Source organism: Acidobacteriota bacterium (genome assembly GCA_026393675.1).
Taxonomy (GTDB): domain Bacteria; phylum Acidobacteriota; class Vicinamibacteria; order Vicinamibacterales; family JAKQTR01; genus JBAXOX01.
Map to the genome: position 1 here is coordinate 14,287 of JAPKZQ010000034.1, position 26,288 is coordinate 40,574.

A 26,288-nucleotide genomic window follows, 5' to 3' on the forward strand; every position below is an offset into this window, starting at 1 on the left:
TGATCCGTACGCCCGTTCCTGCCTCTCAACCCAGTCGCGTTCCCCATGGTCTCACGCAGGGTCGCTGATTCATTGGCGCGGCCCTCGGCCGTCCGCTGTCCCACAACAAGCGAGCTCAGGGTATAGTTTCTCAACGGAAGCGAACGGGGCCCGGTGGCCCTCCCGGTCTTCAAAATCGGTCGCTCCCCGCTACACGCGGGGGGGCTGGGTTCGACTCCCAGGCGCTTCCGCCATTCGACTCACCCGCGGTGCACTAACGACGCCCGCGGGTTCGCTCATGGCGGGCCGGGGCTCGCCGCGGCCATGGAGAATGCCCTGAGCGATCCAGCGCCAGCAAACAAGTCCAAGGGCAGCCTGTCGCGTTGGATTCCTCGAAGAGGAGAGTCAGTCTTAAGCAGGGACCGCACCCGCCGGCGACATCACGGCCGCTGCCCCGCCCTCGCGAAGTCATGCTCGTGTCACTAAATTGCACGGTGATGCCCAACCCTGGAATCGTCGCCAGTGTCTAAATGTCTCATGGAGGATCACATCATGAGACCAGCGCGACTCGGGCTGCACGTGCTCGTTGTTCTGTCCATGACCGCAACCCTCGCTGCACAGCCGTCCGCCGCCACCGGGGCCGCGCGCCTTCGGTTTCTCTTCTTCCAGCGCGATTTCGCGACCGCGGTGATCGAAGGCGAGAAGCTCGTCGCGAAGTCTCCGAACGCCGCCGAACTGAAGGCATGGTTCGTCCTGAACGTGGTCCGCGGCGGGGACGAGAAGCGGGCCGTCGCCCTCGCCGAGGAGATGACGACGAAGAAGGCGCAGTACGCCTGGTCCTGGTTCGCCCTGGCTGGTGCGCTCAACTACCAGCGCGAGCGCCCGGCCGACGCGGTGGCCGCGGGCGAGAAGGCGTTGACGCTGTTGCCCGGCAACGCGGACGTCATCTGGATACGCGCACAGACACTCGCCAACGACGAGAAACGGCGCGACGAGGCGATCGCGTTCGTGGACGGCCAGCGAGCCCGCGTCAGGAATCCCGCCGAGATTCTCGTGACGAAGGGCTATGCGCTGTACATGCAATCTTCTGGCGCCGCGCGCGACGAGGCAAAACTGAAAGCCGCCCTTGCCTCCTTCGAGGAAGCGCGGCAAGTTGACCCGACGAACCTAGGCGCGTGGTATCTGCCGGGATCCTACCTGAGCGGCCTTCGACGCAGCGACGAAGCCTATCCGCTGCTGAAGAAGGCGGTCGAACTGTCCCCGAACTCCACCGACGTGCATCAGGCGCTCTGGCGAGCGATAAACGGAAGTCGCGAGTTCGGCGCTGATAGAAAACAACAAGAGGTCAAAACGGACGTCGACGCGTTCCTGAAGGCGCAGGGAGACCGCCCGGCGGCGCTATATGCCGTCGCGATGATCTCGCGCGACATGAAATGGACCGACAGACAGCAGGAAACGGAGGAGAAGATCCTCAAGGATTTCCCTGCCAGCGTCGAATCCGAATGGGTCACCGCGTACCGTTGGAGAGACCTGGGCAGCACGATGGAGTCCGCGCAGTCGCCAGAGTATCGCCGGATCCTGCGGGACTTCGTAGCCCGCCCGCAGCATCACCTGGAGGGTCTACTGGGCGAGGCGTATCGGAATTACTTTGGAGTTCTGTCAGCCGACAAGTCGTCTTCGGGCGACGAACTGTACCGGGCGGCCGAGGGCGCGTTGAAATACGAAACGATCAACCCGCGTGTCACGTGGGTGGGCACGGCTCTCGCTCTCGCCGATCGCAAGGTGCATCTCGCCGACGCCGAACGCATCGCCCGCGAGAGCATTGGAGTCTTGAAGAAGAAGATCGACAGCCAGCGATCGTCGTACGAGACCCCAGTGGAATATGAGCGCGCCGTCAACTGGTTCACCGCGATGGGCCACGACGCGCTCGGCTGGGTCCTGCTCGCCGAAGGCCGCACGGCGGACGCCGAGAAGGAGTTGCTCGCGGCGTTCGAGCTCGATCCCCGGAGCCGGTCGAACCTGGATCATCTGGGCCGCTACTACTTGGCGACAAAAGACGAGACAAAGGCGGAAGACTACTTCGTCAAGGGGCTCGGGGTGCAGGCTGTTGGCACCAATCCCTGTGAGGCGTCTCTCCGATCCCTGTATGAGAAACGGCGCGGCAGCCTCGGGGGGTTCGACGAATACCTCTCAGGACTCAAGGACGCCGATCGCGCGAAGCGGAAGGAACGCGTGCTCGCCGAGCGTGTGTCCGCGCCGGCGGCCGTCCTCCCTTTCAACCTGAAGACGCTTGACGGCCAGCCCGTCTCGCTCGACAGCCTCAAAGGCAAGATGGTCGTCATCAACTTCTGGGGCATCTGGTGCGGCTGGTGCGTCAGGGAACTGCCTGACTATCAGAAGTTGTTCGCCAAGTACGCAGGCGACACGGGCGTCGTGATTCTGACGATCAACAACGACAGGAACCCGGACGACGTACCGCCGTGGGTGGCACAGAAGAAGTACACCTTCCCCGTTCTGATCGATGACGGCTACGTGGACAAGGTGCCACTGAACACGTTCCCGACGACGTGGTTCCTCGACCAGCAGGGGCGGAGAGTCTTCGAGAAGATCGGCTGGAGCGAACAGTTGCTCGAGGAGTTCAGCTGGCGCATTGATGCCATCCGAGCGGCCCGGCCGCCTTCGTGAAAGGCTCCCGACCGCGCCAGCGCAGCGTGATGCTTCTTCAGCGCAGCGCGTGACGCCTGCTCAGCGCAACGTGAACTGGAGTTCGATAGTCACCCACATGGCCACCGGTTTGCCGGACTGCCTGGCGGGCAAGAATCGCCACTGGCGGGCGGCGTTGATGGCCTTCTGATCGAGACCAAAGATCGAATCAAGCGAGCGGACGACGCGGCACTGCCCAACTGTACCGTCCGCCCTGACGACGCAGTCGAGCTTCGCGGTACCTTGGATCTTTGCGCGCATCGCCTCAGCCGTGTACTCAGGCTTGACTTCTTTCTTCAATACCGGGTCCTCGATTCCAGCGCCAGGCCTGCGTGGTCCGTCCCCTGTTCCGCCATCGGTGCCATCGCCGATGCCCGGGCCATCACCGTCACCGATGCCGGTGCCCTTGCCCTTCCCCATGCCGTCGCCGATCCCGGAGCCACGGGATGCGCCGACGTCGTTCAGACCAACCAGCGACTCGTCGAGTTGGGACTTGACGGGAACGAGGTAGTCGGGTGCCGGCAGCGCATCCTCAGGGAGCTTGACCGGCTGAACGTCGGGCATGTTCTGCTTCGGTACGGCCAGCTTCTCCTTGCGCGGCGGTTCGATGGAGCGATTCCCACCGCCTCCGCCGCCCCCGCCAGGCCCCGGCTGCTGCAGCCAGACGACACCAGTGACCGCCGGCGCGTGCCGGACGTCAACCAGCGGTCCCGGCGCCAGGGCGATCCAGAGGAATGCGCCGACGACAACGGTATGGATGGCGAGCGAACCCGCGAGAGAGCCTCCCATACGAGGCGCCCGGGTCTCGGAGGAGAATCGCATCTAGCGCTTTAGACGCGTGTGGCCCGCGCCTGGTCGCCAGAGGCTACGCCGTCGTGGCACTCTGCAGCGGCTTCCGATCGGCAGGACGTTCCTCGCGGTTGGCCAGTGTCCAGCCGAAGACCGCACCCCCGATGACGAGCGGGAGGAAGAGTTTGGCGAGTGCGATCCACGGGTTTCCCATCATGGACAGCAGGTGCAGATGCGGGTCCGCCTTCACGAGCGCGTAGATTTCCCACGGAATCGGAAAGAGCAACGCACCAATCACGGTCGGCCATAGACGCCCCGCCGAAAGGCGCCGAGATGCCAGGACGAGCGGGCAGTACACGGCCGCGACAACTGCCGAGAAGAAGAAGCTCAACAGCGCGGCCCAGGTGAGGATGGCGACTGCCACCTGGATTCCGATCGTAAAGGTGAGCGGACGCGCAGTGAAGATGAGGCCGAAGGACTGCAGAACGATGTAGGCCATCCCAAATGCTCCGGCACTCCAGACCAAACCTCGCATGGCGAGTCGGAAGCGGGATTGACCCTCACCTCTCCGGTCGGTACCTATGGTCGCCGCAAGAGCACTTCCGAACAAGACGAATCCCATGAGAATCGCGAACCGACTCGCGAGCAGGTACCATGGCGGCAGTTGAGGGCCCACGAAATACAGCGACCCGATGATGAAGGCTCCGCCCATCATCACCCCGACGCTGACGCAGTTCATGAACATCTGTCGGAAGCCCGCACCAAGCCCCAGCTTGCGTAACACCACTGGTGTCGCGATGGCCATCAGGAAGAACGGGGCGACTTCAATCTGCCCAATGCGGGCCATGAGATCGCCCTTCAGGGAGGAGGCAGCAACCAGCAGCGCTGCACCAATCGCCCCCAGTATCAGCACAGCAGCCCATCGACGCATGAGCATCCTCCCGGTCATCACTTGGTTGATCAGCACGCGAGACAATCCAGCGCAGCCCCTCAGGTACGCGATCCATCGGCGTGTCCGATCCGGGCCGGCCGACTCCACTTCGTACTGCAGATCGGCGAGCGTCGGCGTTACGGCCGACTCGAACAGCTCGCGGCCGCAGATCGCCCTGGACAACTTGTAGAGTCCGCTCCCCGCGGCACGATCGGGCAACGGCTCGCCGCTCATCGCTCGGTCGCCCATGACAACTCCTTGGCGAGAACGGTCCAAGCTCGAAGGGCTCGTTCGCCGAGCCCCGTTGCGCGATACATGCGGCGAGGCAATCCAATAGCTCCCGCAGCGCGGGGTTCCTGTTCGGATTCGACGTAGCCCTTCTGCTCCATCCGCCCCAAGGTGACGTAGACCGTGCCTCGTTTGAGGCGGTGGGCGGAGGATTCGACGAGCTGAAGACCGAACATCGGGCCGCCCGATACCAGCAACTCCAGAACGAGCCGTTCCTTGCCTGGCAGGGTGGGAATCTGTGGCATGCTGCGCATGATTGTTATCTTATACAATGTAAGACCGATGTCAATTGAATATTTGTCCATATTCGTCGGGTTCCTCCGACTCGCTCTCCGACTCGTCCCGACTTCCGACGTTGTACGACAGAAGGGATGACGGCAGTATCTACGAAGACTTTCGTTGACATATACGAAGTGCTTCGTATATCTTCGGCCTGATGACACCCACGCCACCCAAACCGACCGACGCCGAGCTCGCGATTCTTTGCGTGCTCTGGGAACGCGGGCCGAGCACCGTGCGTCAGGTTCAAGAGACACTCGAACAGGACCGGCCCACTGGTTACACCACGGCCCTGAAGCTCCTCCAGATCATGACGGAGAAGGGCCTGGTGGAACGCAACGCGTCCGAGCGCACGCACGTCTACTGGGCCCGCCGGTCCGAGCAGCAGACGCAACGCCAATTGGTGGGCGATCTGGTGGAACGCGCGTTTGACGGATCGGCGGCCAGGCTGGTGATGCAGGCGCTCGCCACCCGTCGTGCGACGCCGGAGGAACTCGACGAGATTCGCAGTCTGCTCGATCGGCATACAGGGAGTGACACATGATCCCCGAATCGATCAGCCCTATCCTCGGACACCCGATCGCCCGCGCGCTTGGCTGGGCGCTTGTCCATTTCATCTGGCAGGGGGCCCTCATCGGCGTCGCGGCCTCCGTGGCGTTCACGATGCTGCGCCGCACGCGCGGCCAGGCGCGCTACCTTGTCGGGTGTGCGGCCCTCATGCTGATGGCGCTCGCGCCTGTGGCCACGACCTTCGTGACACTGCGCGCGATCGACTCGACCAGCGCCGTGCCGCGCGGCATGGGCGCACCTGACACGACCGCGCCTGTCCACCAGACATCCGTCCCTCTCGATGGGCATGGCACCGCCACGGAGGTACGGCCCGGCTCGAGTTCGGGTGCGCAGGTGTCACGCGCGGCGGTCGCGGCATGGATACCGTCAATCCTGGCGGCGTGGATCGTCGGCGTCGTGCTGCTGTCGGTGCGCCTCGCGGCGGGATGGACCCTGCTGCACCGCCGCCTGTACCACGAGCACCAGATGGCGGCGCCGACCTGTCAGCATCGTCTCGCGCGGCTGTCGGCGCGGATGGGCATCACGCGCAGGGTCAGGCTGCTGGTGTCCGCGTGCGCGGAAGTACCGTGCTCGGTGGGCTGGCTGCGCCCGGTTGTGCTGCTGCCCGTCAGCGCGCTGGCCGGCCTCTCCCCGCAGCAGATGGAGGCGATTCTCGCGCACGAGCTCGCCCACATCCGCCGCCACGACTATGTCGTCAACCTCCTGCAGACCGTCGTTGAGACGCTGCTGTTCTACCATCCGGCCGTGTGGTGGGTGTCACACCGGGTTCGCGTGGAACGCGAGTACTGCTGCGACGACTGGGCCGTGGCGATGTGCGGCGACACGGTTGGCTATGCGCGCGCGCTGGCCGAGTTGGAGCACCTGCGCCAACCGAGCCCTTCACTAGTCCTCGCGGCGGCGGGCGGGTCGTTGCTGACGCGCGTGCGTCGCCTGCTCGGCGCGCCGGACGCGTACCGCGGCAAGGGACCGCAGTGGGAAGTAGCGGCTGTGGTGCTGATGCTCCTCATCGCGTTAACGATTGGATCGCAGGCGCTCGACCGTCAGGGCGCTACGCGTCCGAGTGCAGATGCACCGCCTGCCGCACCCTCGAGCGGAGCGCGTCCCAGTGCAGGTGTGCCGCCTGCCGCGATCTCGAGCGTGGCGCCGCAAGGCTCCGCGCTTGCTGTGGCACCGCAGGCACCGACGGCGGTACCGGTCACCGCTCCCGGCCGCGTTGACGCGATCGACATCGCCGGCGACGCGTGGGACCAGATGCCACCGGCCCCACCGGCGCCGCCATCTTCCCCGGCTCCACCACCCGATCCGTCCGGGACGCCACAGGTGCCACCGTCGCCGCCAGCGCCACCGGCACCGCCGGCTCCCCCAGCGCCACCAGCACCGCCAGCGCCACCGGCACCACCGGATCCCCCAGCACGGCCCGAGGGGTTCTTCGCGCGTCTTGGCGAGTGGTTCGATTGCCTTACGGGCTCCGGCGACTGGCCCTGGGGTTCAAAACCGAGCCAGTCCCGTTGGTCTTTTAGCGAGAACGGCCATGGGTTCGACGTGCGGACCAGTGGAACCGTGGTGTTCACAGACGATGAGACCGACGTGAAGAGCATCTCCGCAGGCGGGTACTTCACGCTCACCGAACGCAACAACGGCACCACAACGTACGAGGTTCGCGCGAAGGCCGACGGATCGCTTGAGCGGCTGTGGAATGGCAAGCCGGTGGGGACAGAGGCGCGCGCGTGGCTGTCCCGGGCGCTGCCGGAATTCCTGCGGCAGTCGGGTTTCAACGCCGAGGCGCGCGTCACGCGCCTGCTGGCCCAGAAGGGCGCGGCGGGGGTGCTCGACGAGATCACGGCGCTGAAGTCGAGCTATGTGAAGCGGATCTACTTCGAAAAACTCTTCGCGAAAGCAAAGCTCGATCCCGCGACGATGGCTCGCGCGATCCGCCAGGCCGGCGCCGAAATCACATCCGACTACGAACGGGCGTCCGTGCTGGTTGATGCCACGAAGCTCGGCCTGCCCGACGACTCCTGCCGCCTGGCGTTCGCCGAGGCGACACGCGCCATGAAGTCAGACTACGAAAAGCGCCGGGCGCTCTCGGCGCTCATCGATGCCGGCCCCATCACCCCACAGGTCGCGAGCGTGATTGTCGAATCCGCCCGCGCGATGAAGTCGGACTACGAGCTGGCTGGCCTGCTCGTCCAGGTCAACCGGACGCAAGCCATGAACCCGGCCAGCGCGGATCTTGCCCTGACGCTGGCGGACGGGATCAAGTCCGACTACGAGCGGCACCGGGCGCTCTCCGCCCTGTTGAAGGGGCGAACGCTCGATGAGAACACTCAGACACGGCTCCTCGAGAGTTCCGCCCGCATGACATCCGACTACGAACTCGGCGGGCTGCTCGTGGAACTGCTCCGTGGACAGCGCCTCGCGGGTCCGTCGCTCGACGCGTTCTTCAAGGCCGTCGCCACGATCGACAGCGATTACGAACATGCCCGCGTCCTCAAGGCGGCGCTTGCCCTGCCCTCTCCGAGCGCGGAACTGCGCGCCCGGGTCATCCAGTCGGTCGCGACGATGAAGAACGATTACGAGCGGGCCAACGTGCTCGTCGCGGCCGCGAAGGGCGCGACCTTCGATGCTGCCATGCGCAAGGCATTCCTGGACGCCGCCGACGCGATCAAATCTGACTACGAGAAGAACCGCGCGCTGGCGGCTCTTGCCCGCACGCAGGAGTAAATCTACTTGGCTGCTTCGGTCTGTTTGGCCTTGAGTTTCTCTTCGCGCGACGTCTTGGCAATCCCGGCCAATTCCAGATCGTTCTGCTGTCCGGCGGCCAGCGCCGCCGGGTCTAACTTCAACGAGTGTTCGGTCGTGGCCAGCGGCACCACGCGCCCGCCGGTATAAATCTGGTGGCGGCCGTTGAGGTCGTACCACTTCGCCAGCGTTGCCGTCTGGTGCTGCTTCTCGACGATCTGCCGCCAGCCCACGCCGGTGTTGTACGCGCAGAACGAGACTTCGCCTTCCTCTGTGCCGTAGGGGATGATGCACTGGTGCGTGCGCCGGAAATCGTACGTCCAGAGATCCTGGAACCACATGCCCGCCACAAACAGCAGCAGCCACCGATCGGAGCGGCGCCGCTTGATATCTTCGGCTGTCCGGTCCTTGCCCACCTTGCCGTAATCGTGCTTGGTCGCACCGAACCCCTTGTCGATTCTCGCCAGCAGGTCGAGGATGCGCAACTGTTTCGGCGACGAGAACGGATCGAAGTTGCGAAGCACTGATACGCCCACCGCCAGGGTCGACGGGTACAGCACCTGATCCATGTAGGGAATTCCAGAGAGCAGCTTGACCAGCCACATCGGCCGCCTGAGACGCACGGCATCGTTGATGATCGCGACGTCCTTATTGGCCCGCTCGAGATTGAGGAACCGGGTCAGGACCACGCGCTCCTTCGTCTCCTTGTCAACCAGCACCGCCATCCCCGCGCCGCAATCCGGGTGGCACCCGCAATTCACGTGGCCCCACTCCGCCGACGGGCCATGCGTCAAATCAGCCCAGTCAGCGAAGCCCCCCATCAGCGATATCGGGAACCAGTCGCGAATCGGATCGCCAATGCCCGTCTGTTTCTTGATGTCGTGCGCCAGATCCGCGATGGTGTAGCGCTGCGCGGCCCGCCGCTCGTCCGAGATCGCCTCGTCGCGGCCCGTGAACGACACCGGCTGGAACGCAATGAACGACAGCCTGTTCGGATTGTCGAGAGCGAATTCGACGATGCGGCCGACCTGTTCGTTGTTGACGCCATTGATGATCGTGCTGACGAGCACGATGTCAACGCCCGCCTTGTACAGGTTCTCGATGGCCTGCAGCTTCACGTCGAACAGGTTGCCCACGTGACGGTGCGAATTGGCCGCGTTGCCGATGCCGTCGAATTGCAGGTAGACGAACCGGAGGCCGGCATCAGCCGCCTGCTGACAGAACTCGGGACTGCGCGCGAACTCGATGCCGTTGGTCGCCGCCTGCACGCTGTTGTAGCCGACCTCCTTGCAGTAGGCCACCGCTTGGAGGAAGTGCGGAGAGATCGTCGGCTCGCCGCCCGAAAACTGCACCGACATCTGCCGGCGCGGCTTGATCGAGGCCGCCCGGTCCAGGATGGCCTTGATCTCCGGCCAGTCGAGTTCGTGGACGAAGCCTACCTGATTCGCGTCAGTGAAACACGGGTCGCACATCATGTTGCAGCGGTTGGTCAGATCGACGGTAAGCACCGCGCCGCGCCCGTACCGGAGACTGCTGAACCCATGCTCGTGGAGTCCGGCATCGCCATGGACCGGGATGTCGCCGCCCGGGAACATCTCGCCCATCCGTTTGTAGAACGCCGGATCGGTCGACAGGACGTCCTCGAAATGACCATGTGCCGGGCAATCCTTGACCATCAGGATCTTGCCGTCCCGTTCGATGATCTGGGCGGGAATCTCGCCGGCATGCCCCTTGACGAAGACGTCTGGACCGGCCTTCCCGTCCACCACCTGCTGCCGCAGCTCGGGGACGCAGACCGGACAAAGTGACGTCGTCTCGCGCGGTACGCCCAACGGCGGCCTGAACTTCTCCTTCGACTTCAGGAGCGGCACGTCCGACCACTTCGGCGTGAACGACTTGTTCTTCGAGAACAGGAAGATCGGAAGCATCAGATACCACACCACATTAGCCACGATGCAGAGCAGTTTCTCGACGTACTTGTGCGGAGGGTGCATAGCGTTCTCCTGTCAGAATCCTCACGACCGGCCGTGCCACCACGTGCGGCCCAGGACCGCCACCCGAGAGCACCCGGACTCACGGGACGGACAAATTCTACCTATCAAACCGGGTGAAAACTCGATGGAATAGGGAGTGGGCGGTCCGGCGGGACCAAGGGGCACCGATGACTGTGAATGGTCATCGGCGATAAATAAGGTCCGACATGTTCTGGCGGCAGGTACCGGCCGTTGACGCCCGGATTACGCCCGGATGAGGGTTGCTCCCCAGCTCATGCCGGCGCCGAAAGCCACGCACAGCACGAGCCCGCCCGGCGTGATGCGGCCCGTGCGGACGCCTTCGTCCCAGAGCAGCGGGATGGTGGCGGCGGTGGTGTTGCCGTACTTCTGGATGTTGTGAATCACCTTGCTGTCGGGCAGGCCCAGCAGCTTCTGCACGTATTCGTTGATGCGGCGGTTGGCCTGGTGCATCAACACCAACGAGAGGTCGGCCGGCGTGAGGCTGTTGCGCTTGAGGATGGCCTGCGCCACCTCCGCCATCCGCGTGATCGCCTGCTTGAAGATGTAGCGGCCGTCCATCACCGGGTAGTGATTGCCCCGGCCAATCATCTCCGCGTCCACGTAGGGTCGATGAGCCGACCCGGCGCCCGGCACGCACAGCCGGTCATAGTCGGCGCCATCGGCGCAGATGATGTGGTCGATGATCCCCCGGTCTCCGCCCGTCTGCGCCTGCACGACCACCGCGGCGGCGCCGTCGCCAAATAGCACGGACAGGTGTCGGTATTTCGTGGCGAGGTCCCACTCGTCCTGCGGGATGGGCGTGTCGATCGCCCCATCGAGTCGGGCCCAGCTCCCCGCCCGGAACGTCATGAACATGCTGTGGACCTCGGCGCCCACCACCAGCACGGTCTTCGCGAATCCCGCCCGAATCTGCGCGTCGGCCAACTGCAGGGCGTACACGAAGCCGCAGCACTGCTGCCTGATGTCGAAGCACGGGATGTTGCGAAGGCCAAGCCTGGCCTGAAGCAGCCCGCCGTTGCCTGGCATGTAGTGATCCGGGGTCATCGTCGCGTAGACCACCAGATCGATGTCGCGCGGCTCGATGGCGGCGGCCTCGAGCGCCTGTTTCGCGGCCGGCACCGACAGGTCGAGCGTCGACGTGCCCGGATCCACGAAGTAGCGTGTCTCGACACCCGTGCGCTCGCGGATCCACTGGTCGCTGGTCTCCATGACCGTCGCGAGCATGTCGTTGGTGATGCACCGGGTGGGAATGCTCGAACCGCTGCCGATAATGAGAGAGTGGGTCACCGGTTGATTCTAGAAAGAAACGGTCTCCGTGTCACGCCGCTGGAGGCATCTGATCTGAAACGGCCCATGAAGTCCATCACGGCCCGGCGGGGTGTAGCGGAACCGGCCTTCACCCGCCAAAGTAGCCGCGGCGGGCGCGCACATCGAGTCGTTGCGGCCGTTTCACTCGTACGGCGAGCGTGTGATAGCCGCCGCGATCGACGCCGCGCGGGGTGAACCGGAGGACATAGCAGGATCGGAATTCGCTCAGCAGACGGCGAAACGTCGACGTCACATCGCCGCCCGGTGCGACGACGGGCACGACGAGGCCGCCGGTTTCCCCCGTCAGCGTAGTGTAGAACTGCTGTTCCGGCGCCCGGGCACGATCGGTCCTCTGCGCGGAAATCTGGTTGTCGTTGACCGTGACTGGCGGCGCCGGGATCGACCGCACGAGATTCAACGTTGCGTTCCCGCGGCGCGCGACGTCCACGACCATTGGCTCGTCAGAAATACTGTGGCCATCACTGCCGTCGCTGAACATGACCACGAGCTGTCGCCGAGTCGTGTCTGACGCGCTGACAAGCGCGACCGCGATGGCGTCGACGAGCGACGTTCCGCCCGACGCGGTCACCTGCTTGACCGCCGCGCTGACGGCCGGCAGGTCTGCGGTAAAGTCGATCACGCGTCCGATCCGTTGATTGAACGTGATGAGCTTCAGGCGATCCTGCTTCGTCAGGTCCGTCACGAGCTGGCGCACGGACATGCGCAGTTGATCGAGCAACTCGCCGTTCACGCTTTGGCTCACATCGAGCCCTACGGTCACGTCGATCGGGAGCTTCTCATAGCTCAGGTCGGCGATTTCCTGCGCGACGTTGTTGTCCAGAATCTCGAAGTCGGCTGCCGTCAGGCCCGTGATCGCACGATTGCCCGCTCGCACGGACACATCGACTGTGACGAGATCGATGCTCGAGCGAAACGTCGGTTGTTGTGGGGACCTGAGAACCTCCCCTCCGCCATGGGGCAACAATGCGGCGGACATCAGCGCGGCTGCCAGTACCCACGTCCGGCTCATCGCGCTCCCTCGCGTAGGGCGGCAATCGCCGCCGGATAGAACCGATAGTCGGCTTGCCAGTACTGCCACCACGGATCGAACGCCTGCCCCGCGGCCTTCTGGATCGATTCGGCCAATTGTTCGGCGGCGGATCGATCACCATGCCGGAACAACATCGTCATCAGGCCGACCCGCGGGGCCTGCGCGTCCGGCCAGGTCTGAAGCGCCGCGCGGTACGCCTTCGCGGCTTCGTCCGCATGATTGAGCGCATCGTGAAAATGGCCGCGCAGCAACTGACTGAGGTACACGAGAGTCTGGTCGGGCTCCCGCGCGCGCATCGTGTCGAGCAGGGCCAACGCCTCGTCGCGGCGGCCGAGCCGATGCAGGAGATAGGCCTTGCGCAGCCGCGCCTCCGAAACGGTGGGCTCGAACGGCAGGGTGGCGTCATACAGCTGCAACGTCTCCTCGGCGTGTTCAGGGTCGGGCGCCCCGACCGGTGCCGTCTGATCGGAAACAATCGCTCGCGCGAGCAGGAAGCGCGGCTCGTCCGGGCATCGCTTCTGCGCGTTGGTCACGAACGGCATCGCGACGCCGGCACGAATGAGGCCTTCGACCGCCGTGAGTTCCGTCCAGTACCACAGCCGCTCGAACGCGTCGGCCCCCAGCGGATTGCGAATCAGATGGTGGTAGCTTTGGAGCAGTGTAAGGGCTTCATCCCGCGCGGCAACGTCATGTCGATAGAGGGCCGCCTCAGCAATTTCAATGACGAACGCGGCTTCCCGCCGGGGTGTCGCAGGCCAGGGATTGCCAGCGGCTCTGACGTCGCGAATGAACTGGACGGGATCGGGCAGTTGCCGCAAAGCCGTCGAGGCGGACGCATAGTCGCCGCGATCGTACGCGTTCACGATCGATTCGACCGCTGGCGGCAGCGGGCGATCGCTCGCCGCCCAGGCGGGCGCGGATTTCCTTCCGTCCGCCGGCGTGCCAAGCAAGCCATTGGCATACCCTTTCCGCGCGTGGATGAGGTACGACGGCGCCGCAGGAACGCGAACTGTCAGCTCATGCCATCCCATACGGGCGACGCCCTGGGGCATGTATCGCAGGACGTAGCTGCGCCGAAAATCGTCGAAGATCTGTTTGAAGATGCTGACCGGATTGGGATTCACAAAGAGTCCGGGCTCGTGCAGGTCGCCGCCGGTCAATCGCGCGGCGTCCCTGAGCATGTCTGGCTCGTGATCCTGAAACGGAATCCAGAAGCGACGGGACGGAAAGCACCAGCCCATCTCGATGCACTGAAAGATCGAGAGGTTATAAGCGGCCGCGAGACTCAGATGACCGATGTGAAGCGTCGCGTCGGATCGCTGCGCGATGTCGCGCACCGTTCGCGCGTCGAGCGCGCTGATAGTGTCGATACCATCGGTCAATGCGATAACGACGTGTCGGCGATTGGGCTCGACCGGACGGAGCATCGACGCCGCGAGCGTGTCATAGAGGGAGGTCAGCCCATTCGCGGTCATCTGACCGATTGCCGGATGGGTCGCGGTGTCTGGTCGCGCCGAAACAGCTGACATCCCCACTCGATCAAGAGCGGCGGAGGGCTCCAGTAGAATACGTCCAGCGGCTGATAGGGCGGCCCCCCCGGCCATTCGATGGGCGGCTGCCTCTGCCGCCGGCTCCACTCGTTCCATTCATCCGCCCGCGCCGCCTCGAGCGCAAACGTCGCGGCCGCGAGTTCGCGCCGATCGCGATCCTCGCTCCCCTTCGCGGTCGTCCACGCCGGACCATCGGCCTTCAGTTGTTTGAGCAGATCCGCGAAGTCAATCTTCGTCGCTAGGACAGCCGCGACCGCCTCGAACTCGCCGGCCGCATAGCGATCGAGCAGATCGGTGACGGAGAGTCGCTGAGCAGACGGCTGCCCGCTCGCCACACACATGGCGAGGATCACGGACAGAGCGGCGGCACGGAAAATGCGCACGACAGAAATGCGGAAAGTCAGGTGTGTTGACGTTCAGGCGCATCTTAGCGCAAATCAGTGACACCGACGGCATGACTGAAGCCGCCGCCCGGGCCCGTGGCTGTGGTAGGATTTTGCGGTCCGGCATCGGACACCACCAAGCCAGAAGGAGAACCTCCATGCGCCGACTGTTCCTGTCTCTCGCGTGCCTTGCCGTATTCCTGGTTGCCGCGCCGGCCTTGGCGCAGGACGACGAGCCCAACTCGAAAGACCACCCGATGGTGTCGAGGTTCCCGGGCTACTACATCTACAACTACGACGCGCAGGACTTCGGCGCGTTTGATTTCTATACCGCAGAGGAAACCACCAAGCACGTCGAAGGGCGCTACTGGAAGATTGAGTACCAGCTGAAGGAAAACGCGAAGAAGGGCGGCCCGATTGAGATCGGGCGCAACTACGTCAACCTGTTCACGAACCGCGGGGGCGTGAAGCTCGTCGACACCATGTCATCGGGCGGCGGCACGATGGTCGTGCGGATGCCGGCGGAGGGCAAGAACACCTGGCTGCAGGTGGAAATCACCAACAGTGGCGAGCTCTACACGCTCACGATTGTCGAGGAAGCGGGCATGGAGCAGAAGGTCGAGTTCACCGCGATGGATCTCGCCAAGGCGCTGAACGAGAAGGGCTCGGTGGCCATCCACGGCATTCTGTTCGACACCGGCAAGGCCACGATCAAGCCGGAGTCGGCGGCGGCGATGGCGCCGATCGGCGAACTGCTGAAGAGCACGCCGGCGCTGAAGCTCGAGATCCAGGGGCACACCGACAACGTCGGCGCGGCCGCAGCCAATCTGAAGCTGTCGCAGGACCGCGCGGCAGCGGTGAAGGCCTACGTCGTGAGCACGTTTGGCATCGCGGCTGATCGGTTGACCACGGCGGGCTTCGGCGACACCAAACCGGTGGGCGACAACAAGACCGACGCGGGCCGCGCGGCGAACCGGCGCGTGGAGCTGGTCAAGAAGTAGGCGACCGGCCGTTATCGCTCGAGGCCGGACTGGAGGCGGGCCAAAAGCTTCTGGGCCAGGTCGGCCATATCGGGATGCTGCGCCGCCCGCTCCGCCAGCGGGCGCGCTTTTTCCTTGTCACCCAGGTTCGCGTACGCGACGGCCCCATTGTACGCGGCGCGCGCTTGCTGCGACTGAAGCGCGGTAATCCCCTTCTGTTTGGCGGTGACGAGCCTGACCTTCCGCTCGTCCGGCAGATCGGCCGCATTGATCTCTTCGATCTTGCGACGGGCGGCCTGCTCATCCTCCACGTAACACGGCAGGGCCTGGCTGAACCTCTGGGCGCCCTCGGGCCACTTGCGCTGCATCACCAGCACACTGGCAAGGTAGTAGCCCGTGTCGCAATCGCGCGTCTGACGCCCGGCAAAGTGTTCCACGGCCGCCCGGAACTCACGCTCCGCCCGTTCGATCTCGTTGCGCGCGAGCGCCACCCGCCCCGAGAGCTTGTCGACCAGCGGATCCATCGGCAGGTACTTCCGTGCCGCGACCACTTCGTCGTTCGCCAGATCGAATTGCTTGAGATGGAGCCGGTTCCACCCGAGCCAGTAATGCGCTTCGCCCAGATACCACGTGCCGAGGCGTACCATCTCGTCGAGTACGGCAATCGCCTCGTCTGAGCGGTCGAGATAGCTCAGCGCCTTGGCTTCGCCAATCATCGCGTCGCGCTGGCCCGGCACGGCGGCAGTCACCTCGTGGTAGGCCTTGAACGCCGCCTCGACATCCTCCATCCCGAGGTAGACGTGGCCGAGAACGAGTGTCGCCGACATCAGCGACGGGATTTCCTCCAGGGCCGTCAGCAGGTGGCGTTCGGCGGTGCGAAGCGTGCCCTGCACAAACGCGCGTTCGCCCTTGAACAGGTACAATTCGCGGAGTCGCGGCTCGTCGCGGAGCACGTCGTCGAGTTGGTCGGCGTGCGCACCGGTGCACGTGGCCGCGCGGGCGCGGAGTAACGGTGGCGCGCCGGTGGGAAGGGGCCAAGGCTTCTGCTTCGCCTCTGACAACTTGTATGAGTACAAGCACTCGAGTGAGAGCAATTGGTACGCGCTCAGCAGGTCCTGCGGCGCGGACGGCTGCAACTTCGCGCGCCACCCGGCGAAGTCCCGGTTGAGCACGCTGTACATCCCGACAATCGCGTCTTGTTGTTCCGCCGACACTCCCGTGGACTTCCATCCGACGGTGTCGATAATCGACAGGAACGCGGAATAGTCCGCAGGAGCCGGGAGCTGGCGCGCCAGCTCTTCGGCGCGTTGCTTGGAACGGCCGCTGCTCAGGCCAATCTCCCGTTCACGCATCGCCATCAGCACGGCCGTATCCACGGCGCGATACGCGGCGACCGGGACCGACGTTGGGCCCGCCGCCAGTTTCTCGTAGATGGCGAGCGCCTCCGTCAGGCACCTGTAGCATCCGGCCCTGACCAGCCCGTCAGCCCTGGCAAGATCCGCGGTTGCGGCAAACGAGGGCGTGAAGTCAAGGCGCGGGCGGACCGGCGTGCAGGATGCCAGGATCACGCTTCCCACAACGACCGCCGGCACCCACCAGTCGCGACAGATTCGGATCATGGCGTTTTAGACACCGCCGCGCCGTCTACCTCTTCTCGATGTGCCGCCTGAGCCACGCGATCTGGTCGCGGGCGGCCGCGGCGTTCAACTCGTGCGTCGGTGGTCGGTGGTCGACAACGAGTTGGCGGCGACGCTGCGCGTCGGGTGACATCTTCGGCCCGCTGCAACCGGCTGGATTCCGGCGTTCGCCGGAACGACAATTCTGAGGCGTCATGCCGGTGCGAAGGCGGATTTCAAATTGAAAGCGTCATGCCGGCGGAAGCCGGCATCCAGAGAGGTACACGACTGGATTCCGGCATTCGCCGGAATGACGCAACCAATAAACCGTTCCTGGATCACGCGGATCATGTCGTCACCGACGCGCGCCGTTCGAGCTTGTTCCACCCGACGGGCCCGCCTCTGAGCGAGTCGAGCATCGAGCGGATCGCGATGTAGTACATCACCTGCCGGTAGACGAAGCGCTGCCACAGCAACAACCACAGCAGGCGTGGAGACTCCCGGCGTTCCAGGATGAAAGCCAGGCACCCGGCCAGGACGTCGGCCGCCAGGAAGAGCGCGTAGTAGAACGCCACCTGGTAGAGATCATCCGGCGTGTACTCGGCGGGGTGCATCCAGTATCCCATCCCGGCCGACACGAGCGATCCCACCATCATCAGATCGATGACGGGCGAGATCAGCGGAAACAGCACCTGAAACAGGAAGACATTCGGCAGCGCGACGAAGCCAAGCCCGCGATACCGCCACCGGAACAGCGCGTCGCGGTGCTTCCAGGCGGCCTGGAATGTCCCGAACATCCACCGATGGCGCTGCCGCACGAACGCCCGCACGGTCTCAGGCGCCTCGGTATACGCCACAGCCTCATCGTCATAGATGACGTGATACCCCGTGCGCAGGATGGTCATCGTCAGGTCGGCGTCCTCGGCCAGTGTCGCGGCCGAAAATCCTCCGGCCTCCATCACGAGCTGCCGCCGCCAGGCTCCGACCGAACCGGGCACCACCGTAATGCACCCGAGCAGGTCGAAGGCCCGGCGATCGAGGTTCTGGCTGGTGATGTACTCGAGCGCCTGCCATTTCGTGAGGAGGTTGACGCGGTTGCCGACCTTGGCGTTGCCGGCCACCGCCCCCACCCGCGGATCGGCGAAGTGGCGCACCAGCGCTGCGATCGTCGTCGACGTAAACACGGTGTCGGCGTCGAGCGCCACGACGATGTCGGCATTCGTTTGCGTCAGCCCGAAGTTCAATGCGGCCGACTTGCCTCCGTTCGATCGTTCGAACAACGTGACATGCGGCTCGCCCGAGAACTCCTCCCTGATTCGCGCCGCGGTCTGGTCGGTTGATCCATCGTCGACGACGAGAATCTTGACGCCCGGCACGCCCACCGATCGCAGCAGCGCGCGCACGGTCTGGACGATCACCTTCTCTTCGTTGAACGCCGGAACGATCACCGCGATCGGCCCGGAAAACGTCAGCGGGAGGCGGTTCTTCCGGAGCAGCCGCTCTGCGATCGCGACGCCGCCGATGAAGACCAGCCGGCCCATGCCGAGGATGATCGCAATCAGAAACAGCAGACTGACGAAGGACTGCACCAGATTGACCGAATTGAAGGCGGCGGCGTCCACCAGCGATTGCCAGTAGCCCCGGCCCTGCACCGGGGGCATGACTTGCGCCGTCGTGCGGCCCAACAGTTCGCCAACCGTCACGAACTTCATGTGGCGACGGCGGAGCTCGGCGATGATTCGCGGCAGCGCCTCAACAGTCTCGCTGCGATCGCCCCCGCCATCGTGCAGCAGGATCACGTTGCCCCGCCCGGCGGCCGCCTGTTCAATCGTCCGGGCGACAATCGCGTACACGCCGGGCTTTTTGTAGTCCTTCGGATCGATCTGCATCCCGACGGTGACATATCCCATCGCCGTGGCGGTCTCGATGGGCCGGACCTGGACCGGGGTCTCCGGCTCGATATCCTCCGAGTAGGGCGGCCTGAACAGAACCGATTGCCGGCCGAGAATGCTCTCGAAGAGCCGTTGTGTCGCCGTCAGTTCGAGCCGGAGCTGCGCCCGCGAGATGTTGGCGATGTTGGGATGCGTGAACGTGTGATTGCCGATCTGGTGGCCCTCGCGGTACATGCGGCGGACCAGTTCCGGATACTCCTGCGCCGCGAGTCCCGTCACGAAAAACGTGGCCGGCGCCTTCAGGTCGCGGAGCACATCGAGAATCGGCGGCGTGTACTTTTCGTCCGGTCCATCGTCGAACGTGAGCGCCACCGCGCCCTTCGTCGCGCCGTAGCGGGTGACAACGTACGGAGCCGGCAGCGATTCGAACTGCTCATTCGTGATGAGCGCGCGGGCATCGTCGTACGTCAGGGTCCGGCGCCCTAACTGGGGAGACTCGGTGATTGAGAGAATCTCCCCTTCACCTTCGAAGTCCACGCCGTAGCCGTATTGCACCGTTCCCAACTCGCCAATCTGGGCGCGATCCAGGGCTCGGGCATCGCCGAAAAACGTCCAGATACCCGGGTCTTCGCTGCCCAGTCGCCATAGAGCGAGGGCCGCCTTCGGGTTCAGCGCTCGCGTCATCGACGCCTGGTTGAAGGCGGTGAGGGCGTCGAGAAACCAGACTTCGTGCTCTTCGCCGTTGTCCGCCCGATACCGGTAGGTGGGATTGAGCGACTCCGGGTCGACGGTGATGGTCGCGCCCGCCTCCTTGGCGGTGAGCATGGCCTCTTCGAACGTTCTGCCTCCACGCCGTGGCCAGTCGTAGGCGTAGTTGCCAATGGCCATCACCAGTTTGTTGGGCGGCACATCCGCGAGGCGCGCCTGCAGCACGTTCATGAAGAACTGCATGCTCGACACGGGGCCAGGATCGCTGGTGGCCCAATGTTCATCGTATGCCATGACGATCAGATAGTCGACCTTGGAGGCGTATTTGCGGTAGTCGAACATGGGGTCGTTCTCGGGCACGTTCATCGACACGAGCAGGCCGGCCCCATGGAACACGGTCCACACTTCGGACATGAACGTCTGCAGGTTCGGCTGGCTGGCGTTGGGCACGTTTTCGAAGTCGATGCTGATGCCGGCGCCGCCGACCCGCCTGACGTAGTCGAATGATTCGCGGATCACCCGGCCCCTGGCCGCGCGGCTGGCCAGCATGCCCGCCAGTGGCGCACTCGGGAACGATCCGCCGGTCGCATTGTTGACGAGCGGCATCACACGCATGGAGGGCCGCCGCAGGCGGACGAAGTCGAGCGCCTCGGCCTGGCGTTCCGGGTTGTCCTCGACGAGCGTCCCGTCGGGCTTCGTCAGATGCAGCCACTCGGCCGCCAGGACATCAAAATGATCGACATTCCGCCTGAGCGAAGCCAGGCTCGCTTCGTCCCAGTTGACAAAAAAGCCGAAGATGACGGGATCATCGGTCGGTCGTGGCACCGAGGCGAGTCGCTTCCATTCCGCCTCGTGCCGGAGACGTTCCCGCTCGATCTGTTGCCTGGCCGTTCGCACGCCCCGGCGATGCAGCGGCACCACCGGCGGCCGAAGCGGAGGCGAAAGGTGGGCCGACCCCGGCAATGACGTGACGGAGGGCAGATTGAGAGAAGGCAGCACAGGGTTGACGAGGATGCTTAGAATGAGGAGACCGAACATGCCCGTCAGCACGAAGCTAACGAAGAGCATCGCCTGCCGCAGCCGCGGCCATCGCTTCCGCGACGGGTCGAAGAAGACAGGTCGCTGCTCGGTCATGTATTTGCCGTCACTACCCGTCGTGAGACCCGTCCATGATACCGCGACCAGTGGAAAATCCGCGTCAGGCATGAACCCATGACCACCAGAACCCGTGCCGTCGTCTGTGCTGCCCTGCTCCTGGTCGCGCTGGCATTCCGGCTGGCGCTCGCAATCGGCATGCCCAACGACGAGCCCGACGATGCCCGCTTCTACACGCTGCTCGCGCGAAACCTGTTGATCCATGGCGTGTACTCCGGATCGCCAACGCCCCCTCTCGCGCCGACCTATGTGCGGGTGCCCGGGTATCCCCTCTTTATCGCAGGCATCTATCGTGTGTTCGGGGTCGACAACGACACCGCCGTCCGCATGGTGCAGGTGGTGATTGAGACAGCGACCTGCTGGAGTGTCGCGTGCCTGGCGCTGGTGCTGGTGCCGAGTGCCTGGCCGCAGAAACGACGCTGGCGTGTCCAGTGTGCCGCGCTGGGACTGGCGGCCGTCTGCCCGTTCACGGCCATCTACGTCACGACGGTGTTGACCGAAGTGCTGGCCATCGCGCTTGGTACGACCATCGCGTGGTTCGCGATGCGCGCGCTACGTGAAGATACGAGCGACGGCCACCGCCAGGCTGGCGGCGGACGAGGGGCCTGGGCGTGGTGGTTCGCCGCCGGGTTGGCCGGAGGCGCGTTGACGATCGTACGTCCCGAGGGTGGACTGCTCACGGCCGGAGCCGGCGCGACCATGGTGCTGGCCGCTGTATGGCAATGGCGACGGCGCGGATCAGGATCGGCCGCCCGCGCGGCCGCGCGTGTCGTGCGGTACGGTGTTCTGCTGGTACTGGGCTTCCTGGTATGCGACGGGCCCTGGATCATCCGGAACGCCAAGCTGTTTGGTGTCTTCCAGCCCATCGCGCCGCCGACAGTCGCGATGCCGAAAGACTTCGTGACGACCGGCTACGCGAGGTGGCTCAGGACCTGGGTCAACGAACCCAGGTATGTGGGGCCCTTTGAATTCGATCAGGACCGCGCGCGGTTCTCGATCGACCAACCCCCGCCGTGGGCCTTCGATTCGCCTGAGGAACACCAACTGGTAGCCGAGCTGTTCTCCCGGTACAACGACGGTGAGCCGGGGCGGCGCGATGCTCGTCCCGGTTCGGCGAACGAGCCGGTCGGGATCACGCCTGAGCTGGACGCGCGGTTCGAGACATTGGCTTGGGACCGGATTCGACGTCATCCGATTCGGTATTACGTCTCGCTTCCTGCCGAGCGTGTCTTCTGGATGTGGGCAGGTCCCCATTCACAGTACTACCCGTTCAATGGTGATCTCGTTCCGCTCGCAAGCCTCGATCGGGACATGCGGCAGCACATCTGGCTGCCGATTTTCGCCTTGCTGACGCTGGCATGGACCGTGGCCGGCGTGGCGGGCGCGGTGCGTCTTGTCTCGGAGCCCGCATCGCGGTTCGGCCTCGTCCTGCTGGTGATGCTGGTGGTGCCGCGGCTGGCGCTGCTGGGATCGATGGAGAACCCGGAGCCCCGGTACATGGTGGAGTTGTTCCCGTTCCTGTCGGCGCTTGGCGGGGTGATGATCGGATCGGTCTGGTCACGGTGGGCCGATGGACACGTGATCGAGACGGAATAGACGAAAAAGTGAGTGGATCACATGGTTGTTCCCTGGGATCGCCACGCTCCAGCGTGGCTACGACGGCGGCCGGGCTGGAGCCCGGTGTTCCCAGGAATGCGGAAAAGCGACCCGATCACATTTCCCCGGTCACATTTCTGATGGAAGATGTCTTGGGAGGCAGCATGACCACGCGAATAAGGGAGCGTCTGTTTCGGAGCGGACGCCGGTTCGGCACGCCTGTGACTAAGGCAGCATGTGCCGGGCTGGTGGTGCTCGCGTGTGCGTCGGTGCTGGCTGTCTCGTCTCGGGGGCAGGCGCCCGCGTGGAAACCGGTCGAGGGCCGTCTGCTGACGCATTTTGCGCGGGACGTCTCGCCAACTGCGCCGCGGCCCGAGTATCCCCGTCCCCAACTGGTGCGCAAGGACTGGCTCAATCTGAATGGACTCTGGCAGTACGCCATTCGTCCGAAAGACGCGCCATCACCCGGGTCTTCCTTCGACGGCGACATCCTCGTACCGTTCCCGGTTGAGTCCGCGCTCTCGGGAGTAGGCAAGAGTGTCGCACCGGACCAGCGGCTGTGGTATCGGCGGCTCTTTCGCGTGCCACCGACCTGGAAGGGCAAGCGGGTCTGGCTGCGATTCGACGCCGTGGACTGGGAGTCCACCGTCATCGTGAATGGCCGCGAGGTGGGTCGGCACACAGGCGGATACGACCCGTTTGGCTTCGACATCACCGACGCGCTGACGCGACAGCCGGATCAGGAAATCGTCCTCTCGGTCTGGGATCCGAGCGATGCCGGCCCTCAACCGCGAGGCAAGCAGGTGCTGAAGCCGCGCGGCATCTGGTACACGCCGACGACAGGGGTGTGGCAGACGGTATGGCTGGAGCCACTGTCTGCCGTCGCCATCGAGCGACTGAGAATCGTACCCGACATCGACAAGGGAACCGTGTCGGTCGCGGCCGTGACGACCGGCCGAGCCGAAGGCCTGCGGCTGCATGCGACGATCGCCGACGAGAAGCTGCCGGTGGCGTCGGCCGAAGGACCCGCCGCAGGTCCCGTGACAGTGACCGTCCCGAGGCCGAGATTGTGGTCGCCGAAGCAGCCGTTTCTGTACACGCTGACGGTGACGCTCTCGAAAGGCGACCGGCCTGTAGACGAGGTCTCGAGCTACGTCGGCCTGCGGAAGATCTCGATCGGGCGCACAGCCGATGGTGTCGCACGGCTCCTCGTCAACAATGAGCCGCTGTTCCAGTATGGCTTTCTCGATCAGGGCTTCTGGCCCGACGGGCTGCACACCGCACCGACGGATGAAGCCATCCGGTTCGACATCGCGGCTACGCTGGGCATCGGCATGAACCTGGCCCGTAAGCACATCAAGATCGAGCCGGAACGCTGGTACTACTGGGCGGACAAGCTGGGCCTGCTCGTATGGCAGGACATGCCGAGCGGGAAGAACGACACGCCGGAGTCGCGGGCGAATTTCGCCCGCGAGTGGCAGCGCATCATCGATGCCCGCTACAACCATCCGTCGATCGTGATGTGGGTCACGATCAACGAAGGCTGGGGCCAGCCCGACAAAGCGGGCACGCGGGAATTAGCCGACTGGACGTCGCGCTACGATCCGACTCGTCTCGTCAACAACGCGTCTGGCTGGACCGACGCGGGCGCCGGGCACGTGACCGACATCCACCGGTACCCGGGCCCATCGATGCCCGCGCTCGAGCGCGATCGCGCGGCGGTACTGGGTGAGTACGGCGGTCTGGGCCTGCCTGTGCGCGGTCACACGTGGCAGGACGAGAAGAACTGGGGCTACGTCACCTACAAGGACGCGAACGAACTCGAGCGGGCCTATCGCGAGCGCGTCGCGGAGCTGCGGCTGCTGGTGGCGCGGGGCCTCAGTGCCGCCGTCTATACGCAGACCACCGACGTGGAAGTCGAAGTCAACGGGCTCATCACCTACGACCGGGAGATCGTCAAGATCGCGCCGGAGCGCCTGCTCGCGATCAACAAGACGCTGTACGACGACGTGCCGGTCGAAAAGACGATACTCCCGACGTCGGAACTGGCGGGCCGGACGTGGAAGTACACGACATCCGCCCCTCCTAACGGATGGATGCGCGATGGATTCGACGACACGACGTGGGAGAGCGGCGTGGCGCCGTTTGCGGCCGGCAGTACCGAGGGCGTGCCGCAGCGAACGACCTGGACCACGAGCGACATCTGGCTCAGGCAGACGTTCGAATGGGAGGACGGACCGACCGACGGCCTGTATGTCGTGTTAGCGCACGACGAGGACGCGATCATCTACCTGAACGGTGTCGAGGCGGCACAGGTCAAGGGCTACACCACAGGCTACGTGATGGTGCCTGTCGGCGCCGAGGCCGTCAGGGCGCTCAAACCGGGCAGGAATCTGATCGCCGCCACCTGTCACCAGACGAAAGGTGGCCAGGCAATTGATGTGGGGATTGTGAGGATGGACAGGAAGTAGATGGGGAGCAAGCAGGGGCACGAATGATCGCGCCCGTGTCTACGTCTCGCGCTCCGTCACACGCAGCCCATCGGCCGCGATCCGGATCGGCATCACCTGGCAACCGGGCATCGCGGCGACGGCGGATTCGAGCGCCACGCGATCGGCCGGATTCGGGCCGCACAGCACCGTGAGCGACCCGCCCTCCCCGCCGGCACCGTTGACCTTCCAACCGGCCGCCTTGTGCAGGCACGCGAGATCGATGAGACGCTGCGCGTCGGCTGACACCAGCGCCGGGTGCAGCCGGCGCTGCGCTTCCGTATTGTCGCGCATGGCCTCGCCGAGCGCGTCGAGGTCGCCAGCGCGGGCCGCGTCCCGCGCCACGATGGCCGCACGGCGGAGCATCTCCATGGCGGCTTGTGCAAGTGGGGTCGCGGCCGCGTCACGAATCACCTGATCGTGGACCGCCGTCGAATGGTGACTGCGCCCGAGAACGATGAGCGTCGACCGCGCCTGCAGTTGGTCGCGCATCCCTGGCGGCAACATGACCGGATGAACCCGCGCGTGCGGATACGCGTCGATCTCGACGTAGTTCACGCCGCCATACGCCGCCGCCAACTGATCCTGGACGCCGCATTGTTGTGCCAACCACTCCGTTTCGATTCGGTGCGCTGCAGTGGCCACGGCGTGTCGGTCGTCGGTCCGGCCCGCCAGCCGCATCAACGCGCCGACCAGCGCGACACAAACAGACGCCGACGTGCCGACCGCCGCGCCTGGCGGCATCCCCGACCGGACTCGCACGTCCACGTGCACACCCGGAGAAAGACCGACCGACTCAATCGCCGCTTCAAGCAACGGGTGTGGTCCCCATGGCCTGGTGCCGGGCGAGTAAGCATACGTGTCGCCAAAATTCTCAGCATGAATCGTGACGGGGGCAACGCCGGCATGGGACCGGCTCGCCTGCACATCCACCTGAGCGCCGGGGTCGATGGCGATGTGGAATACGCCCCCGTGGCCGGCGAACCAGGTGTCGGTCCACCCGCCACAGTCACAGATCCTGGTTGGCGCTGTTGCGGTTATATGTCGCATCACAAGCGCGTCCTTCGATTCCGCGTCGTCCGGTGACGGCCTTCTTGCTTCTGTCCCACAGCGCTGTGTCTTGGGGACGACGGTTCCTCCGCGTCCCCGCTCACACAAGCCGGGTGGAGTAGGCCCCAGTCCGCCGTGGAATCACGCACGGACCAGCAACCCCTCGTCAAACCGTACGTGCGGATTTCCCGCATACGGCTTCCCTCGACGTTCA

General features: G+C 64.8%; 17 protein-coding genes and 1 tRNA gene. 7 read left to right on the plus strand and 11 right to left on the minus strand.

What is annotated here, in order from left to right:
* Positions 1-135: 135 nt before the first annotated feature.
* Positions 136-233, plus strand: a tRNA-Sec gene (locus tag NT151_08785).
* Between the two features lie 298 nt (positions 234-531).
* Positions 532-2,664, plus strand: coding sequence for a redoxin domain-containing protein (locus NT151_08790; protein MCX6539013.1), 2,133 nt, complete (start codon positions 532-534; stop codon positions 2,662-2,664).
* Between the two features lie 60 nt (positions 2,665-2,724).
* On the opposite strand, the gene NT151_08795 is transcribed toward NT151_08790, so the two are convergent.
* From NT151_08795 to NT151_08805, 3 genes are all read right to left on the minus strand, one after another.
* Complete coding sequence (locus tag NT151_08795) at positions 2,725-3,471, minus strand: TonB family protein (GenBank protein ID MCX6539014.1); 747 nt, start codon at positions 3,469-3,471, stop codon at positions 2,725-2,727.
* A 76-nt stretch (positions 3,472-3,547) separates the two neighbouring features.
* Positions 3,548-4,651 carry a hypothetical protein gene (locus tag NT151_08800; protein MCX6539015.1) on the minus strand — a complete coding sequence of 368 codons (1,104 nt, stop codon included), beginning with the start codon at positions 4,649-4,651 and terminating at the stop codon, positions 3,548-3,550.
* Positions 4,633-4,944 (minus strand): PadR family transcriptional regulator, encoded by a 312-nt coding sequence (locus tag NT151_08805; protein ID MCX6539016.1) that lies wholly within the window; start codon positions 4,942-4,944, stop codon positions 4,633-4,635. The genes NT151_08800 and NT151_08805 overlap by 19 nt, the downstream gene beginning before the upstream one ends.
* 182 nt (positions 4,945-5,126) lie before the next feature.
* On the opposite strand from NT151_08805, the gene NT151_08810 reads away from it, so the two are divergent.
* Positions 5,127-5,513 (plus strand): BlaI/MecI/CopY family transcriptional regulator, encoded by a 387-nt coding sequence (locus NT151_08810; protein MCX6539017.1) that lies wholly within the window; start codon positions 5,127-5,129, stop codon positions 5,511-5,513.
* Complete coding sequence (locus tag NT151_08815; GenBank protein ID MCX6539018.1) at positions 5,510-8,263, plus strand: M56 family metallopeptidase; 2,754 nt, start codon at positions 5,510-5,512, stop codon at positions 8,261-8,263. Before NT151_08810 ends, NT151_08815 begins: the two co-directional genes overlap by 4 nt.
* Positions 8,264-8,265: 2 nt before the next feature.
* Here NT151_08815 and NT151_08820 read toward each other — a convergent pair whose 3' ends face one another.
* The 5 genes from NT151_08820 to NT151_08840 all read right to left on the minus strand — a co-directional run bounded on the left by NT151_08820 (position 8,266) and on the right by NT151_08840 (position 14,588).
* Positions 8,266-10,275 (minus strand): radical SAM protein, encoded by a 2,010-nt coding sequence (locus NT151_08820; GenBank protein ID MCX6539019.1) that lies wholly within the window; start codon positions 10,273-10,275, stop codon positions 8,266-8,268.
* Between the two features lie 243 nt (positions 10,276-10,518).
* Positions 10,519-11,583: a 3-oxoacyl-ACP synthase gene (locus NT151_08825; GenBank protein MCX6539020.1), complete on the minus strand. Its 1,065-nt coding sequence runs from the start codon at positions 11,581-11,583 to the stop codon at positions 10,519-10,521.
* Between the two features lie 109 nt (positions 11,584-11,692).
* Positions 11,693-12,634: a VWA domain-containing protein gene (locus NT151_08830; protein MCX6539021.1), complete on the minus strand. Its 942-nt coding sequence runs from the start codon at positions 12,632-12,634 to the stop codon at positions 11,693-11,695.
* On the minus strand, positions 12,631-14,130 hold the full coding sequence (locus NT151_08835) for a hypothetical protein (GenBank protein MCX6539022.1): 1,500 nt from the start codon (positions 14,128-14,130) through the stop codon (positions 12,631-12,633). The genes NT151_08830 and NT151_08835 overlap by 4 nt, the downstream gene beginning before the upstream one ends.
* Entirely contained in the window at positions 14,127-14,588 is a 462-nt protein-coding gene (locus NT151_08840; protein MCX6539023.1) for a hypothetical protein, read from the minus strand. Before NT151_08840 ends, NT151_08835 begins: the two co-directional genes overlap by 4 nt.
* A gap of 158 nt (positions 14,589-14,746) precedes the next feature.
* Between NT151_08840 and NT151_08845 the strand changes: the two genes are divergently transcribed.
* On the plus strand, positions 14,747-15,589 hold the full coding sequence (locus NT151_08845) for an OmpA family protein (protein MCX6539024.1): 843 nt from the start codon (positions 14,747-14,749) through the stop codon (positions 15,587-15,589).
* A gap of 11 nt (positions 15,590-15,600) precedes the next feature.
* On the opposite strand, the gene NT151_08850 is transcribed toward NT151_08845, so the two are convergent.
* Positions 15,601-17,187 (minus strand): hypothetical protein, encoded by a 1,587-nt coding sequence (locus NT151_08850; GenBank protein ID MCX6539025.1) that lies wholly within the window; start codon positions 17,185-17,187, stop codon positions 15,601-15,603.
* Positions 17,188-17,531: 344 nt separating this feature from the next.
* Positions 17,532-20,918 carry a glycosyltransferase gene (locus tag NT151_08855; protein ID MCX6539026.1) on the minus strand — a complete coding sequence of 1,129 codons (3,387 nt, stop codon included), beginning with the start codon at positions 20,916-20,918 and terminating at the stop codon, positions 17,532-17,534.
* A gap of 78 nt (positions 20,919-20,996) precedes the next feature.
* Between NT151_08855 and NT151_08860 the strand changes: the two genes are divergently transcribed.
* Entirely contained in the window at positions 20,997-22,535 is a 1,539-nt protein-coding gene (locus tag NT151_08860) for a hypothetical protein (GenBank protein ID MCX6539027.1), read from the plus strand.
* Between the two features lie 164 nt (positions 22,536-22,699).
* Entirely contained in the window at positions 22,700-25,006 is a 2,307-nt protein-coding gene (locus NT151_08865) for a glycoside hydrolase family 2 (GenBank protein MCX6539028.1), read from the plus strand.
* Between the two features lie 39 nt (positions 25,007-25,045).
* On the opposite strand, the gene NT151_08870 is transcribed toward NT151_08865, so the two are convergent.
* Positions 25,046-26,074, minus strand: a complete 1,029-nt coding sequence (locus NT151_08870) for a GHMP kinase (protein MCX6539029.1) — start codon at positions 26,072-26,074, stop codon at positions 25,046-25,048.
* Positions 26,075-26,288: the final 214 nt, after the last annotated feature.